15 protein-coding genes are annotated in these 15,231 nt (G+C 69.4%); 5 read left to right on the forward strand and 10 right to left on the reverse strand.

Annotation, left to right across the window (positions count from 1 at the left end; all coding sequences use genetic code 11):
- Positions 1–42: 42 nt before the first annotated feature.
- From ACGFSB_RS27905 to miaA, 5 genes are all read right to left on the reverse strand, one after another.
- Positions 43–1,530 (reverse strand): M1 family metallopeptidase, encoded by a 1,488-nt coding sequence (locus ACGFSB_RS27905; RefSeq protein WP_393404762.1) that lies wholly within the window; start codon positions 1,528–1,530, stop codon positions 43–45.
- A gap of 110 nt (positions 1,531–1,640) precedes the next feature.
- Entirely contained in the window at positions 1,641–3,791 is a 2,151-nt protein-coding gene (locus tag ACGFSB_RS27910) for a RelA/SpoT family protein (protein WP_393404764.1), read from the reverse strand.
- Between the two features lie 142 nt (positions 3,792–3,933).
- Positions 3,934–4,812, reverse strand: a complete 879-nt coding sequence (gene dapF, locus ACGFSB_RS27915; RefSeq protein WP_393404766.1) for a diaminopimelate epimerase — start codon at positions 4,810–4,812, stop codon at positions 3,934–3,936.
- A gap of 75 nt (positions 4,813–4,887) precedes the next feature.
- Positions 4,888–5,349: a hypothetical protein gene (locus tag ACGFSB_RS27920; protein WP_393404768.1), complete on the reverse strand. Its 462-nt coding sequence runs from the start codon at positions 5,347–5,349 to the stop codon at positions 4,888–4,890.
- Between the two features lie 101 nt (positions 5,350–5,450).
- Positions 5,451–6,389: a tRNA (adenosine(37)-N6)-dimethylallyltransferase MiaA gene (gene miaA, locus ACGFSB_RS27925; RefSeq protein ID WP_393404770.1), complete on the reverse strand. Its 939-nt coding sequence runs from the start codon at positions 6,387–6,389 to the stop codon at positions 5,451–5,453.
- 182 nt (positions 6,390–6,571) lie between these two features.
- Between miaA and ACGFSB_RS27930 the strand changes: the two genes are divergently transcribed.
- Together ACGFSB_RS27930 and ACGFSB_RS27935 are read left to right on the forward strand one after the other, a co-directional pair.
- Positions 6,572–6,916, forward strand: a complete 345-nt coding sequence (locus tag ACGFSB_RS27930; protein WP_393404772.1) for a hypothetical protein — start codon at positions 6,572–6,574, stop codon at positions 6,914–6,916.
- A gap of 25 nt (positions 6,917–6,941) precedes the next feature.
- Complete coding sequence (locus ACGFSB_RS27935) at positions 6,942–7,211, forward strand: antitoxin (RefSeq protein ID WP_393404774.1); 270 nt, start codon at positions 6,942–6,944, stop codon at positions 7,209–7,211.
- 135 nt (positions 7,212–7,346) lie between these two features.
- Here ACGFSB_RS27935 and ACGFSB_RS27940 read toward each other — a convergent pair whose 3' ends face one another.
- The 3 genes from ACGFSB_RS27940 to miaB all read right to left on the reverse strand — a co-directional run bounded on the left by ACGFSB_RS27940 (position 7,347) and on the right by miaB (position 9,988).
- The gene (locus ACGFSB_RS27940; RefSeq protein WP_393404776.1) at positions 7,347–8,093 is read right to left on the reverse strand and encodes a class III extradiol dioxygenase subunit B-like domain-containing protein; all 747 of its coding nucleotides are present in this window, start codon (positions 8,091–8,093) and stop codon (positions 7,347–7,349) included.
- Positions 8,094–8,121: 28 nt separating this feature from the next.
- A complete protein-coding gene (locus ACGFSB_RS27945; protein WP_393404778.1) occupies positions 8,122–8,406 on the reverse strand; it encodes a hypothetical protein in 285 nt (94 codons plus the stop codon).
- A gap of 61 nt (positions 8,407–8,467) precedes the next feature.
- Positions 8,468–9,988 carry a tRNA (N6-isopentenyl adenosine(37)-C2)-methylthiotransferase MiaB gene (gene miaB / locus ACGFSB_RS27950; protein WP_393404780.1) on the reverse strand — a complete coding sequence of 507 codons (1,521 nt, stop codon included), beginning with the start codon at positions 9,986–9,988 and terminating at the stop codon, positions 8,468–8,470.
- A gap of 86 nt (positions 9,989–10,074) precedes the next feature.
- Here miaB and ACGFSB_RS27955 point away from each other — a divergent pair, with 86 nt between their 5' ends.
- On the forward strand, positions 10,075–11,070 hold the full coding sequence (locus ACGFSB_RS27955; RefSeq protein WP_393404782.1) for a TAXI family TRAP transporter solute-binding subunit: 996 nt from the start codon (positions 10,075–10,077) through the stop codon (positions 11,068–11,070).
- Between the two features lie 15 nt (positions 11,071–11,085).
- On the opposite strand, the gene ACGFSB_RS27960 is transcribed toward ACGFSB_RS27955, so the two are convergent.
- Positions 11,086–12,501, reverse strand: coding sequence for an ATP-binding protein (locus tag ACGFSB_RS27960; protein ID WP_393404784.1), 1,416 nt, complete (start codon positions 12,499–12,501; stop codon positions 11,086–11,088).
- Positions 12,502–12,517: 16 nt separating this feature from the next.
- Positions 12,518–13,207 (reverse strand): response regulator transcription factor, encoded by a 690-nt coding sequence (locus ACGFSB_RS27965; RefSeq protein WP_393404786.1) that lies wholly within the window; start codon positions 13,205–13,207, stop codon positions 12,518–12,520.
- A 287-nt stretch (positions 13,208–13,494) separates the two neighbouring features.
- Between ACGFSB_RS27965 and ACGFSB_RS27970 the strand changes: the two genes are divergently transcribed.
- Both ACGFSB_RS27970 and ACGFSB_RS27975 read left to right on the forward strand, forming a co-directional pair.
- Complete coding sequence (locus tag ACGFSB_RS27970; RefSeq protein ID WP_160507590.1) at positions 13,495–14,274, forward strand: amino acid ABC transporter ATP-binding protein; 780 nt, start codon at positions 13,495–13,497, stop codon at positions 14,272–14,274.
- A gap of 56 nt (positions 14,275–14,330) precedes the next feature.
- Complete coding sequence (locus ACGFSB_RS27975; RefSeq protein ID WP_393404790.1) at positions 14,331–15,164, forward strand: glutamate ABC transporter substrate-binding protein; 834 nt, start codon at positions 14,331–14,333, stop codon at positions 15,162–15,164.
- The last annotated feature ends 67 nt before the right edge of the window (positions 15,165–15,231 follow it).

Here is a 15,231-nt window from a genome sequence, read left to right on the forward strand (position 1 = left end):
CCTGAAGATGGTTGCACGGAACGGCCCGTCTCGTCACGTGGGTTATTTCCCGGCGGGCGCCGCTTTACGCCAGTCCGGATGGCCGGGCATCGGCGGCGTCTTCTTGCCGTACAACCAGGCATCGAAGAATCCGCTCAGGTCGCGCCCCGCTGTCGTTGAGGCGAGGCGTACGAAGTCCGCGGTCGTCGCGTTCCCGTCCCGGTAGGTGCGCACCCAGTCCCGCTCGAGGCGGTCGAAGTTCCGGTACCCGATCTCCTGTCGCAGGGCGTAGAGCACCAGCGCGCTGCCGTCGTACACCACGGGCCGGAAGATGCTGATCTTCTGCCCCGGCGCGGGCCCCTTCGGAGCGGCCGGCGGTCCGCCGGCGGCACGCCAGCCGTCCGACTCCCGGTAGGCCTCGCGCATCCGCTTCTCGAGGGGCTTCTTCGCCTTCTCCTCGGCGAAGAGCGCTTCGTACCAGGTGGCATGTCCTTCGTTGAGCCAGAGGTCGGACCACGAGCTCGGGCTCACGCTGTCGCCGAACCACTGGTGCGCCAGCTCGTGCACCATGATCGAGTCCACGTACCACTCGGGGAACTCGGGACGCTTGAACAGGTCTCTCTCGAAGAGAGAGAGGGTCTGCGTCTCGAGTTCGAAGCCGGTCTGCGCATGAGCCATCAGCACGCCGTACGTCTCGAAGGGGTAGCGCCCGACCTTCTTCTCCATCCAGCCGATCTGGGCGGGCGACTTCTTCAGCCAGCGTTCCATGGCCTTGCGGTCCTTCGTGGGCACCACATCGCGCATGGGGAGGCCGTGCGGCCCGGTGCGGTGCACCACGGTGGAGCGGCCGATGGACACCTGCGCCAGTTCCGTCGCCATGGGGTGGCGGGTGCGGAAGGCCCGGGTCGTGGTGGACCCGGTGTGCGCCGTGGCGACGGGGAAGCCGTTGGCGACGGCGGTGAGCCCCTTGGGCGTGGTGATGCGGAACGTGAACATCGCCTTGTCCGCGGGGTGGTCGTTGCACGGGAACACGCGGTGCCCGGCGTCGGCCTGGTTGGCCATGGCGAGCCCGTCAGCGGTGGGCAGCCAACCGCCGTCCTGGTCCTTCGTGGGCGCGGGGTCACTGGTGTGCCGGACGGTGATCCGCATCGGCTCACCCCGGCCGAGCGGCCGCGACGGCGTGACGACCAGGTCCTCACCGGTGGACTGGAAGCGGGCGCGTGCGCCATTGACGTCGACGGAGCGGACCTTGCCGTGGGCGAAGTCGAGGTTGACCCGCTCCAGCGCGTCGGTCGTGCGTGCGTCGATCACCGTCACGGCGTCGAGCGGCTTCTTGTTGTCGCCGCGGTAGGTGAGAGCGATGTCGTACGAGGTGACGTCGTACCCGGGATTGCCCAGGTGCGGGAAGAGCCGGTCGCCGATGCCGAGCGGCTTGGCCGGTGAGGGCGCGCTCGCGGCGAGGAGAGTGGCGGAGGTGGCCGCGGCCAGGAGCGCGGTCCCGATGCGAAGAGTCTTCGGCCGCGAGGCCTTGACCCGGGGGGTGAGCAGCATGAACTACCGCTATCAGCGCGGAGCTTCCGTACCGGTATCGGCGCGCGTCACGCCACTCGAACGAGTCGTCAGTAGGCGGCTGTGGCGCCGACTGCTCCCCTACCGGACCACTACGGAGTGGCCGCCGCGTGCTGGGCGCGGCTGACGTCGTACACCCCGGGCACCGCACGCATCGCGCGCATCAGCCCCGGAAGGTGGGCCGCGTCCGGGAGTTGCAGCGTGTACGTGTGGCGCACCCGCTGCTGGGTCGGCGGCTCGACGGTCGCCGACATGACCTCGACCCCTTCGAGGGCGATGGCTTCGGTGAGGTCGGCCAGCAGATGCGCCCTCCCGAACGACTCGGCGATCAGCGTGACCCGGCACTCCGCGCTGTCCCCCCAGCGCACTCCGACCTCCGCGCGCCCCACCTCCTTCATGCGCGCGACCGCGGGGCACTCGACACGGTGCACGGTGACCACGCCACCGCGCACCGCGAAGGCGGTCACCTCGTCGGGCGGCACGGGCGTACAACAACCGGCGAGCCGGACGCTCGCGCCCTCCCTGTCGACGACCGCGTTGGCCGCGGCGGGGCGGGGGAAGTCGGACGTCTGCGGCGGAGGCGCGGGCTTCTCCGGGGCCGACGCCGCAGGAGTCGCCGCGGGCACGGGGTGAGTCGTGAGCCAGCGCCGGATGGCGATCCGCGCGCCGGGCGTGCGCGCGTGGTCGAGCCACTCGCGGGAGGGGCCGGACGCCGCGTCCTGCCCCATGAGCAGCTGCACCGTGTCGCCGTCCCGCAGGACCGTGCTCAGCGTCGCAAGGCGCCCGTTCACGCGCGCTCCGATGCAGGCGTGGGCGTCCTCGCCGTACTGGGCGTACGCGGCGTCCACACAGCTCGCTCCAGCGGGCAGCCCCAGCGTGCCGCCGTCGGGGCGGAAGACGGCGATCTCCCGGTCCTGGGCGAGGTCTTCGCGGAGCGTGGACCAGAACGTGTCCGGATCGGGGGCGGCTTCCTGCCAGTCGAGGAGGCGGGAGAGCCAGCCGGGCCGGGTCGGGTCCGCGCGCTCGCCGTCGGCCGCATCATCGGAAGGGGCGTCGGGACCGGCATCGGACTGCTCCTCCGAAGGAGGAGCGTACGGATTGCGCAGGGCGACGACTCCGGCCTCGGCCACCTTGTGCATCTGGTGCGTGCGGATGAGGACTTCGGCGACCTCGCCGTCCGGGCGGGCCACGGCCGTGTGCAGCGATTGGTAGAGGTTGAACTTCGGTACGGCGATGAAGTCCTTGAACTCCGAGACCACGGGCGTGAAGCACGTGTGCAGCTCGCCGAGGACTCCGTAGCAGTCCGCGTCCTCGTTCACCAGGACCAGGAGCCGTCCGAAGTTCGCCGGGCGCAGTTCGCCGCGTTTGCGGTGCACCCGGTGGACGGAGACGAAATGCCGTGGCCTGATGAGGACTTCGGCCGCAATGCCCGCCTCGCGCAGCACCGCGCGGACGTCGTCGGCCGTCCCCTCCAGCGGGTCGCCGCCGCTCACCGCGTTGGCCGCGATCAGCTCTTGGACCCGGGAGTACTCCTCCGGGTGGAGGATCGCGAAGACGAGATCCTCCAGCTCGGTCTTGAGCGCCTGCACTCCGAGGCGCTCGGCGAGCGGAATGAGCACGTCCCGGGTCACCTTGGCGATCCGGGCCTGCTTCTCGGGGCGCATCACGCCGAGCGTGCGCATGTTGTGCAGGCGGTCGGCCAGCTTGATCGACATGACGCGTACGTCGTTGCCCGTGGCCACGAGCATCTTGCGGAAGGTCTCGGGCTCGGCGGCCGCTCCGTAGTCGACCTTTTCCAGCTTCGTGACCCCGTCGACCAGATAGCAGACGTCGTCGCCGAACTCCGTACGCACCTGGTCGAGCGTCACGTCCGTGTCCTCGACGGTGTCGTGGAGCAGGGAGGCGGTCAAGGTCGTGGTCTCCGCGCCCAGTTGGGCGAGGATCAGGGTCACCGCGAGCGGATGTGTGATGTACGGCTCACCGCTCTTGCGCATCTGGCCGCGGTGGGAGGACTCCGCGAGGACCCACGCACGCCGCAACGGCTCCAGATCCGCGTCCGGATAGTGGCCGCGATGGGCTTCCGCCACATGGCCGATCGCATCCGGAAGGCGGTCCCGGGCGGTGGACCCGAGGAGGGCCGCCCGACCGAGCCTGCGCAGGTCAAGCCGCGGAAGACCGCGCCTGCGCTGCGCTCCGGGCGTCACAGGGCCTGGCATCGCAGGGTTTGTAGCCTCCGCACTCATGGGCACCTCCGGCTGCTCCGACCGGCGGTGAGCGGACGACGGCGTGCTCCGTCCGGGCCGGTGCTTGATGCTACCGAGCCCACCACGCGCCGCTGACCGCCTCTCGCCGAGCGTGAAACGGATCACCCATTCGAGCGACAGTTCACGGGTTTACAGTTTCGAGCCATTCCGCGTCGATCTCGCCTTCGGCGACGATCACCGCGGGACCCGTCATCTCGATCTCGCCGTCGGGCCGCTCGGTGATCACCAGGCTCCCGCCGGGCAGATCGACGGTGTACGTGACCGGCGAACCGGTGGCCGCGGGGTCCGCCCCGTCCCTGCGGGCCGCCGCGACGGCGACGGCGCACGCGCCCGTGCCGCACGAACGCGTCTCGCCCGCGCCGCGCTCGTGCACCCGCATGGCTACGTGCCGCGGGCCTCGGTCGACGACGAACTCGACGTTCACACCGTCCGGGTAGGCGGCAGCGGGGCTGAAAAGCGGCGGGTCGTACAGGGTGCCCGCGTCGGCCAGGTCGTACACGAATGCGACCGCATGTGGATTGCCCATGTTCACGTTGCGCGCGGGCCAGTGGTGATCGGCCACGGAGACGGTGACGTCCCCTTCGGGGAAGAGCGCCTTGCCCATGCCGACGGTGATGTCCCCGCCCGCCGCGGCCTTGGCGATGTGCACGGTCTTCACGCCACCACGGGTCGCGATGGCCAGGTCACCCTCGCCCGCGAGACCGGCGCGCTGCAGATATCGAGCGAAGACGCGCACTCCATTGCCGCACATCTCGGCGATCGAACCGTCGCCGTTGCGGTAGTCCATGAACCACTCGGCCCCGGCCGCCAGATGCCGCGCCTCGGGGTGCGCCGCGGACCGTACGACATGCAGCAGACCGTCGCCCCCGATGCCCGCACGGCGGTCGCACAGGGCGGCGACAGCGGCCGGGGGCAGCTCGATGGCGTTGTCGGGATCCGGGACGATCACGAAGTCGTTCTCGGTCCCGTGCCCCTTGAGGAAGGCGATCCGCGTGCTCATTCCTCGATCGTACGGGGTGGCTACGACACTCGGCCGCTACGGTGCCCATCAGCACCCTGACCTCGTACGACGGTGTCAGCGAAGGCGTGCGACGCGCCACACGGCGAGGACGGCCGCGGCCAGGAACACCAGGGCGTACGCGGAGACGATCCGCCAGTCCGGGCGGCCTCCGGAGCCGCGCTCGGGCAGTCCCGGCCAGGTGTGCCCCACGCGGCGCGCGGCCATCATGCCCCAGCCCGCGGCGCAGCTACTGATCAGAAGCCCGAGCATGGCGACGACGGCGCCGCCGTCACCGAACTCGAAGGCAAGCGGGAAGGCGAACATCAGCGAGCCGGCAGCGGCCAGGATGACGATGGGCGCGAGCTGCCAGAGGCGCAGGCGGCGCTGCGGGCGCAGTTCGACCTCGACCTCGGCGACGGTCATGTCGTCCGCGCCGGGACCGTCGTCGGTCACGCCGTCCGGTGCCCCGTCAGGGCCGTCCGGGGTCAGCTCGCCGCCGTCATGCGCGGTGTCACGAGGGCCGGCCTCCATCGCCATCCGCCCTCCCGCCTCGGACTCCACTGGTCGATCGATGGTCGATGATGGCACGGCGTCAGGGGCCGGGATGACCGCCGGAGCGTCCCGATGCCATCACGTGATCAGGCTGTGACCGCTCGTTCGACCAACGCCAGTGCCCGTCCTGGGAGTTCCCCTCGATCGGCCATGGCGCCACTGATCCAGTGCACCCGGGGATCGCGTCGGAACCACGAGTCCTGACGGCGCGCGAAGCGCTTGGTGGCACGCACGGTCTCAGCGCGCGCCTCGTCGTCGGTGCACTCCCCCGCGAGCGCCGCGAGCACCTGCTGGTACCCGAGCGCACGCGACGCCGTACGCCCCTCGCGCAACCCGACGGCCTCCAGCGCATGCACCTCATCGACCAGGCCCGCGTCCCACATGCGGTCCACGCGCGTGGCGATGCGTCCGTCGAGCTCGGGGCGGCCTACGTCGACGCCGATCTGGACGGTGTCGTAGACGGAGTCGTGGCCGGGGAGGTTGGCGGTGAAGGGTTTGCCGGTGATCTCGATGACTTCGAGGGCGCGGACGATCCGGCGGCCGTTGCTGGGGAGGATCGCCTGGGCCGCTCCGGGGTCGGCGGCGGCGAGGCGGGTGTGCAGCACTCCGGAGCCCTGCACCGCGAGCTCCTCCTCCAGGCGGGCCCGCACGGCGGGGTCGGTGCCGGGGAACTCCAGATGGTCGACGGCACCCCTGACGTACAGCCCGGAGCCCCCGACCAGGATCGGCCAGCGCCCGTCGGCCAGGAGACGGTCGATCTCCGCGCGGGCCAGCTTCTGGTACTCGGCGACGCTCGCCGCCTCCGTGACATCCCAGACGTCGAGGAGGTGGTGCGGCACACTGTCGCGCTCTTCCAACGTCAGCTTGGCGGTCCCGATATCCATCCCTTTGTAGAGCTGCATGGAGTCGGCGTTGACGACTTCGCCGCCGAGACGCTGGGCGAGGAAAACGCCCAGATCGGACTTTCCTGCCGCGGTCGGCCCGACGACGGCGATGACCCGCGGGGCGGGAGCTGCACTACTCACCGCCCCAGTCTCGCAAACCCTGCGGCCACTTCCCGAATGAGCTACGTGACGGCACAGGTCCAGGGTCGTTGCCTGTTGCGAGGTTCCGGCCGCCGGTTTCGAGGACCGGCGACCCGGTCGGCGCAACAGGGCGCACCGGGCGGCGCGGGATTTCGCCCACACGAGTAACGTATGGAGTAGATATGGGCGTTTTTGCACGGTTCCGTAGGAAGTCCAAGGACACGGAAGAGGCGTCAACAACCGAGGCGGCGGTCGGCACCCCGACAGCCGAGCCGGAAGCGGCAGAGGAGTCCCCCGACGCCGAAACCGGCAAGGAGGAGGCCAAGGCCGAATCCATCGAGGACGACACCGAGGCCGAGGCCAAGACCGACGCCAAGGCTGACGCCGAGGTCGACGACAAGGCCGATACCAAGGACAAGGCGGAGAGCACCGAAGCGGCTGCCGCGGAGAATGTGGAGATCCCGAAGCAGCAGTCCGCGGAGAAGGCCGCCGACAACGACGAAGCCGACGAAGGCGCCCGCAAGTGACTCTCCCAGCGAGGGAAGGTAACCCATGGGCTTCCTGCAAAGCCTGAAAGACAAGCTCGCCCCGGCGAAGGACAAGGTCGCAGACCTCGCGCAGCAGCACGGGGACAAGATCGACCAGGGTCTCGACAAGGCCGCGAAGGTGGTCGACGACAAGACCAAGGGCAAGTACAGCGACAAGATCCAGACGGGTAGGGGCAAGGCGAAGGATGCCGTGGACCGGCTCGCCGCGACACCCGACGAGGGCAAGGACGCGGGCGGTGGCACTGCCCCTCCGACGCCCCCTCCTGCTCCCTGAAGCACCGGCTGAGTCAGCTTTCAGGCATCGGCTGAACAACAGCGGCGGACGGCCGTGGAGCGCCACCAGCTCCACGGCCGTCGCCGTGCGTCCGGCGGTCCGTGCGGGCCTGGCCCAGCGCGGTCCCAGCGACCGCTACGACCAGGCAGCCACCAGATACCCGACGCCGTACGGCGCGTCCTCGTAGAGCAGCTCGCCGCTCAGGCCCGCGCCGTCGGCCGCGCCCGCGAGCACCTGCCACGGCGCCCGTCCCGCCGCCTTCAGCTCGTACGCAAGCTCCTCGTCAAGACCCTTCAGTACCTCGATGTCCGCCGCTCCCAGCGCAAGCGCGACCTCCGCGTCGAACCCTGCCGCGCGCCCGTCGAGATACCCCGGCGCCTTCAGCGTGCGGCACGCGCTGGCGTCGCCCATCACCAGCAGGGCCACACGGTCGGCCCGTGCCGCGATGTCCCCTCCCACTTGAATACACCGCTCGGCCGCCAGAGGTTCCCCCACTCCGAGCCCTTCCAGTGGGGCGGCCGACCACTCCGTACGGTCGAGCAGCCATCCGGCGACGGCGAGCGAGGGCGGAAGCCGGCGCTCCGCCTCATCGGCCGAGGAGCCCGCCGCATCGTTCACTCCGTCGCCGACAGAGCGTCCAAGGCGTACATCGAGGTCCACGCCAAAGCCCCGGAACGTCCCGCGGGCGCCCTGCGCGTGCGTGCCGCGCCCGCTCTGCTCGGCGGGGCCGACCACGACGAGCCGGTCGGGCCGCGAGGCGGCGAGCACCCCGATGGCGTCCATGCACGCGGCACGCGCGGCGTCCAGTTCGGGGGCGGCGCCCGCGGCGACCTCGGGTACGAGCAGGGGTGGGCAGGGGCAGACGGCTGCGGCGACAAGCATGATCCGCAGCGTAACGCGCGCACGCGCGCTAGTAGGCGATCGGTCCCGAGTCCCACTCCAGCTCGGAGATCGAGAAGCGGTACGGGAAGGAACCCCCGGACGATCCGTCGCCGATCAGCATCCAGCCGTCGGCTGTGCGGTAGCGCCGCATCCGTACGGGATAGCGCGGGTGCTTGGGGCGGTACAGGCGCACGAACTCGGCGAACCGCTCCACCGCTTCCTCACGCGTGCCGTCCACCGTGGCCATCAGCTCGAACAGATGCCACGCCCCCGGCCCCGGTGGGTTCTCCATCATCAACGCCCAGCGCGCCATCAGCCCGTCCCCCGACCGTCCCCCGTTGTCCACTGCCCGCCCGTTGTCCGCCGACCCCTGGTCAGTCGCAGCCGCAGCCGCTTCCGGAGGCCACCGGCAGCGGCTCGGGGGCGCCCACCTTGGGGAGCCCCAGCATCACGCCGACGGGCTTGGCCGCCGCCTCGGCGTTGCGCTTCTCCCAGGCGTCACCCGCGCGCGTGGGGCGCACGTTCAGGACGGGCCCCTCGGCGAGGAGGTGGTGCGGTGCCGCGTAGGTGATCTCGACCGTCACGACGTCACCTGGGCGGACCTCGGTGTCCGGCTTGGTGAAGTGGACCAGGCGGCTGTCGGGGGCGCGTCCGGAGAGGCGGTGGGTGGCACCGTCCTTGCGGCCCTCGCCCTCGGCCACCATCAGTTCGAGAGTCCTGCCGACCTGCTTCTTGTTCTCGTCCCAGGAGATCTCCTCCTGGAGGGCGGCCAGGCGCATGTAGCGCGCCTGCACGACCTCCTTGGGGATCTGCCCCTCCATGGTCGCCGCGGGCGTCCCGGGGCGCTTGGAGTACTGGAAGGTGAAGGCGTTGGCGAAGCGGGCCTCGCGGACCGCGTGCATCGTCTGCTCGAAATCCTCCTCGGTCTCCCCGGGGAAGCCGACGATGATGTCGGTGGAGATCGCCGCGTCGGGCATGGCGGCGCGGACCTTCTCGATGATGCCGAGGAAGCGGTCCTGGCGGTACGAGCGGCGCATCGCCTTCAGGATCGGGTCCGAGCCCGACTGGAGCGGCATGTGCAGCTGCGGCATCACGTTCGGGGTCTCGGCCATGGCGGCGATCACGTCGTCCGTGAAGTCACGCGGGTGCGGGGACGTGAAGCGCACGCGCTCCAGGCCCTCGATCTTCCCGCAGGCCCGCAGGAGCTTGCTGAAGGCCTCGCGGTCGCCGATGTCCGAGCCGTACGCGTTCACGTTCTGCCCGAGCAGGGTGATCTCGGAGACACCCTCGCCGACGAGCGCCTCGATCTCGGCGAGGATGTCGCCGGTCCTGCGGTCCTTCTCTTTGCCGCGCAGGGCGGGCACGATGCAGAACGTGCAGGTGTTGTTGCAGCCCACGGAGATGGACACCCACGCCGCGTACGCGCTCTCGCGGCGTGTGGGCAGCGTCGAGGGGAACGCTTCGAGCGACTCGGCGATCTCGACCTGTGCCTCTTCCTGCACGCGGGCGCGCTCCAGGAGGACGGGCAGCTTGCCGATGTTGTGCGTCCCGAAGACGACGTCCACCCAGGGCGCCTTCTTCACGATGGTGTCGCGATCCTTCTGGGCCAGGCAGCCGCCGACGGCGATCTGCATGCCGGGCCGCTTGGTCTTCATCGGCGCCAGGCGGCCGAGATTGCCGTACAGACGGTTGTCGGCGTTCTCCCGCACGGCGCACGTGTTGAAGACGACCACGTCGGCGTCACCGTCCGAGCCCTCGGGCGCGCGTTCATATCCGGCGCCCTCGAGAAGACCGGAGAGGCGCTCCGAATCGTGGACGTTCATCTGGCACCCGTAAGTGCGTACCTCGTACGTTCCTTTAACGCCCACTGCCTGTTCCCGGTCGCCGCTGCTCATGTGACAAGGGTAGGCGGTCGCTGAAGTGTTCCCGCCGGGAGCTCGACCCTGGCCATTACGGTGAGTGGCCTGGCAGGATCGCGCGCATGTTCAAGGCACTCCCCCACCTCAGCCGGCGCCGCGCACTCCAGGGCGCGGCCGCCGCCTTCGCGGCGTTCGGGCTCTTGATGTGGTGGCTCGTGCCGATGGGCGACGACTCTCCGTCGGGCCGAATGACGTTCAGCACGGGCGTGAAGAACGCGGTGTACGAGCGGTACGGCAAGCTCCTGCGGACCGCTGTCTCCCATGACATGCCCAACGTGGACGTCAAGCTGCTCAACAGCCAGGGGTCCCAGCAGAACGTCGCGCGGGTGGCCACCGGGAAGGCCGACTTCACCGTCGCGGCGGCCGACGCCGTCGAGAAGTACCGCCTGGAGGGCGGCCCCGGCGCGGAGCGGCTGCGGGGCTGTGCGCGGCTGTACGACGACTACGTCCAGCTCGTCGTGCGGCGCTCGTCCGGCATCGGCAAGGCGCAGGACCTGCGGGGCAAGAAGGTGGCCGTGGGGCAGCCGCGCTCGGGTGTGCGGCTGATAGCGGACCGGGTGCTCAAGGCCGCCGGCCTCGATCCCGACAAGGACCTCACGTCGGTGGACTCCGGTATCGACACGGCACCCGATCTTCTTAAGAAGGGCGACATCGACGCCTTCTTCTGGTCGGGCGGACTACCGACCCTCACTGTGGCGGAGCTCTCCACAGAGCTCGATGTCCGCCTCGTCCCGCTCGGCGCCCTCGTGGACGCTCTGCACAAGCAGGGCGGAGCCTCCCGCTACTACCGGGCGGCGGTGATGCCCGCCGACGCCTATCCCGCCGCCCAGCAGAACGACGCCGTACCGACCCTGGCCGTGGCGAACCTCCTGGTCACCACGGACCGGGCGGACCCGAAGCTCACGGAGGGGCTGACCCGCACGGTGATCGACAGCCGCGACCACATCGGCGATCAGGTGCACGCGGCCCAGCTGGTGGACCTGCGGACGGCGCTTTACACGGACCCGCTCACCCTCCACGAGGGTGCACGCCGCTACTACCAGTCGGTCAAGCCGTAGCCCTCAGGTTTCGTGTCAGCCCGCGGGGACGGGCTCGCCGCGCGGGACACTGACGGTCACCCGCAGGCCGTGCGGCTCGTGCTGCTCGTACGCGATGGAGCCGCCGCCCGCGGTGAGCAGGGCCCGCGAGATGGACAGGCCGAGGCCGGAACCCTGCACGTTCTGGTGGCGGTTGCTGCGCCAGAAGCGGTCGCCGATACGGGCGAGTTCGTCCTCCGTGAGGCCGGGGCCGCCGTCCGTGATCACAATGGTCGTCCGCTCACCGTTCCCGGAGACCTCCACCCGCACCTCCTCGCCCTCGGGAGTGAACTTGAGCGCGTTGTCGATCACCGCGTCCAAGGCGCTGGACAGGGCGATCGGATCGGCCCAGCCGGTGGTCGCCGGGCACGCCCCCGTCAGCCGCACCCCACGCTCCCCGGCGAGCGGCCGCCAGGCCCCGACCCGTTCGGCCGCGAGCTCACCGATGTCGGTGAGCCGCAGGTCGGCCGCGGCGTGCTCGGCAAGCGCGAGGCCGAGGAGGTCGTCGAGGACCTGGGCGAGGCGTTTGCCCTCGGTACGTACGGAGGCGATCTCCTCGTTCCCCTCCGGGAGTTCGAGGGCGAGCAGTTCGATGCGGAGCAGCAGGGCGGAGAGCGGGTTGCGCAGTTGGTGCGAGGCGTCGGCGACGAAGGCGCGCTGCTGTTCCAGGACGTCCTGGACGTTGTCGGCCATCTCGTTGAACGACCGGGCGAGGCGCCTGAGTTCCGGCGGCCCGCCCGCTGCCGCCACCCGCGACTTCAGGCGCCCGGTCGCGATGTCGTGCGTGGTCGCGTCAAGGACCCGCACGGGTCGCAGCACCCAGCCGGTGAGCCGCAACGCGGCGCCGACGGCGAGCAGCATCGCCGCCGACTCACCTGCGCCGATGAGCAGCCACCCCTGGAGCGTCTTCGAACGCATGTGTCCCGTAGGCGATTCGGTCACGACGACGGCGATGACGTCCCCGTCCCTGATCACCGGAGAGGCGACGACGAGCCGGCCGCGCTGCCAGGGCCACACCTGGCCGGGATCGTGGCTCCCGCGGGACCTGAGGGCCTCCTCGAAGGCCTCCCGCATCTCGGCACCCCTGGGGGGCAGGAACCAGTCCCCCGGGGCGTGAGCCATGGGCTCACGGTCCCGGAAGAAGACTCCCGCCTTGATCCCGTACACCTCGTGGTAGTAGTCGAGTTCGGTCTGGAGGGTTTCGCGCCGTTCGTCCTTGTCCTGCGTACGCGATCCAGTAGGACGTTTGGTGACGAACTGCGCGAGCGCCGCAAACCGTGCCGTGTCGTCGATGCGGTCGACGACCACCTTCTGCTGCTGTGCCGCCGCCACACTCACCGCGAGCGGGAAGCCGAGCGCGAGCAGCACACCCGCCATGAGGACGATGAGCAGCGGGAGAAGGCGAGAGCGCACCTGAGCTCGCTACTGGCTACGCGGCCGGGGCGACGAGCCGGTAGCCCACGCCTCGAACGGTCTCGATCAGGGCCGGCATGTGCAACTTGGAGCGCAGGGAGGCGACATGCACCTCAAGGGTGCGCCCCGTCCCCTCCCAGCTGGTGCGCCACACCTCGCTGATGATCTGCTCCCGGCGGAACACGACGCCGGGCCGCTGCGCGAGGAGCGCAAGGAGATCGAACTCCTTGCGGGTCAGCTGGACTGTCGAACCATCCACGCTGACCTGCCGGGTGGGCAGTTCGATGCGTACGGACCCCAGACGCAGCGCATCCTCGGCGGGACCCGCCGCGGCGCCGGACGGAGGGCGCCGAATGACCGCGTGGATGCGGGCGATCAGCTCGCCGGTGTCGTACGGCTTCACTACGTAGTCATCCGCTCCGAGATTCAGCCCATGGATGCGGGAGCGTACGTCGGCACGCGCCGTCACCATGATCACGGGCGTCGACCCACGTTTGCGGATCTTTCCGCACACCTCGTAGCCGTCCTGGTCGGGCAGCCCCAGATCGAGGAGTACGACTCCGAAGGGTGCCGTTTCACCGGGCAGCAGGGCCTTCAGCGCTTCCTCGCCGCTGCGCGCGTGCACGACATCGAAGCCGTGCCTGGCCAGGACCGCGGACAGGGCGGCGGCCACGTGATCGTCGTCCTCGACGAGGAGCAGTCTCATGCGGGCCCCCTCCGGTTCATCGGTCGTTCCGTTCGCGCTCGCCGATGGCCGGTATGCGCGCGTGCGTAGGCACCAAGGCATCCACTCCGATGGATAAGGACCGCGTCAAGAGGGTTCGGGTCACGGGCACGTTCCGTTATGGAGCCGGTACGCGCCGGGGCGTCCCCTTCACACGTAGTGTCCGGTTGCGGCCGGATCGTTATGCTCAATTTCCCCTCAGATGTAATGACGCTGGTCGCACCGGGTTATTACTGTCCTCCCAACCGAGGAGGATGGAGCTACAAGCCGTGACCGAAGTATCGGTGACCAAGGACGCCATACCGCCCGGGGCGGACGACCTGGTCGTGCTGAAGAACGTCAACAAGCACTTCGGCGCTCTGCACGTCCTCCAGGACATCGACCTGACCATCACCCGCGGTGAGGTCGTCGTCGTGATCGGCCCCTCCGGGTCGGGCAAGTCGACACTGTGCCGCGCCATCAACCGCTTGGAGACGGTCGAGTCGGGAGACATCTCGATCGACGGCAAGCCGCTGCCCCAAGAGGGCAAGGAGCTGGCCCGTCTCCGTGCGGACGTGGGCATGGTCTTCCAGTCGTTCAACCTTTTCGCGCACAAGACCGTGCTCGAGAACGTGATGCTGGGCCAGATCAAGGTGCGCAAGACGTCCAAGGCGGAAGCAGAGACAAAGGCACGTGGTCTCCTGGACCGCGTGGGTGTCGCCTCGCAGGCCGACAAGTACCCCGCGCAGCTCTCCGGCGGCCAGCAGCAACGCGTGGCGATCGCCCGCGCGTTGGCGATGGACCCCAAGGTGATGCTCTTCGACGAGCCCACATCGGCGCTCGACCCGGAGATGATCAACGAGGTCCTCGAGGTCATGCAGCAGCTCGCGCGTGACGGCATGACCATGGTCGTGGTCACCCACGAGATGGGCTTCGCCAGGTCCGCGGCCAACCGCGTCGTGTTCATGGCGGACGGCCGGATCGTCGAAGAGGCCGTGCCTGACCAGTTCTTCAGCAACCCGCGCAGCGACCGGGCCAAGGACTTCCTGTCGAAGATCCTTCACCACTGACGCATGACGCTCTCCTGCGTCTCAACCCTCTTCTGCCGACACAAAGGATGTTCACCATGAAGGCTCGCAAAGTCGCCTCCGCGGCAGCCGTAGTACTCGCGCTCGCCGTCACCGCCACCGCGTGTGGTTCGGACGACAAGGACGACAAGAGTTCCGGCGGTGGCAAGAAGATCACCATCGGCATCAAGTTCGACCAGCCGGGTGTCGGCCTGAAGACACCGGACGGCTACACCGGTTTCGACGTCGATGTCGCGACGTACGTCGCCAAGGAGCTCGGCTACGACGCCGGCGACATCGAGTGGAAGGAAACTCCCAGCGCCGACCGTGAGACCGCCCTGCAGCGCGGTGACGTCAAGTTCATCGCGGCGTCGTACTCCATCAACGACGAGCGCGAGAAGAAGGTCGACTTCGCCGGGCCGTACCTCCTTGCCCACCAGGACCTGCTCGTCCGGTCCGATGACAAGATCACCAAGGGCACGGACCTCAACGGCAAGAAGCTCTGCTCGGTCACCGGCTCCACTTCGGCGCAGAACGTCAAGAAGTCGATCGCGCCGAAGGCCCAGCTGCGCCAGAACAGCACCTACTCCGAGTGCATCGACGGCCTCGGCAGCGGCACCATCGACGCGCTGACCACCGACGACTCAATCCTCGCGGGCTACGCGGCGCAGGAGCAGTACAAGGGCAAGTTCAAGCTCGCCGGCCTGAAGCTGACCAACGAGAACTACGGCATCGGCGTCAAGAAGGGCGACACCAAGCTCAAGGACAAGATCAACAAGGCCCTCGAGAAGATGGTCACGGACAAGTCCTGGGACAAGGCCGTCAAGAAGAACTTCGGTCCGGCCAACTACAAGAACGAGCCCGCCCCGAAGATCGGCGACATCGTCAAGTGACCTCGTGGGAGCGGCTCCTGAAGCCGGTCCACTGACAGGCACACGCCGGTACGCCGCCGCTTGAGCG

This window comes from Streptomyces sp. NPDC048441 (genome assembly GCF_043200235.1).
GTDB lineage: Bacteria > Actinomycetota > Actinomycetes > Streptomycetales > Streptomycetaceae > Streptomyces.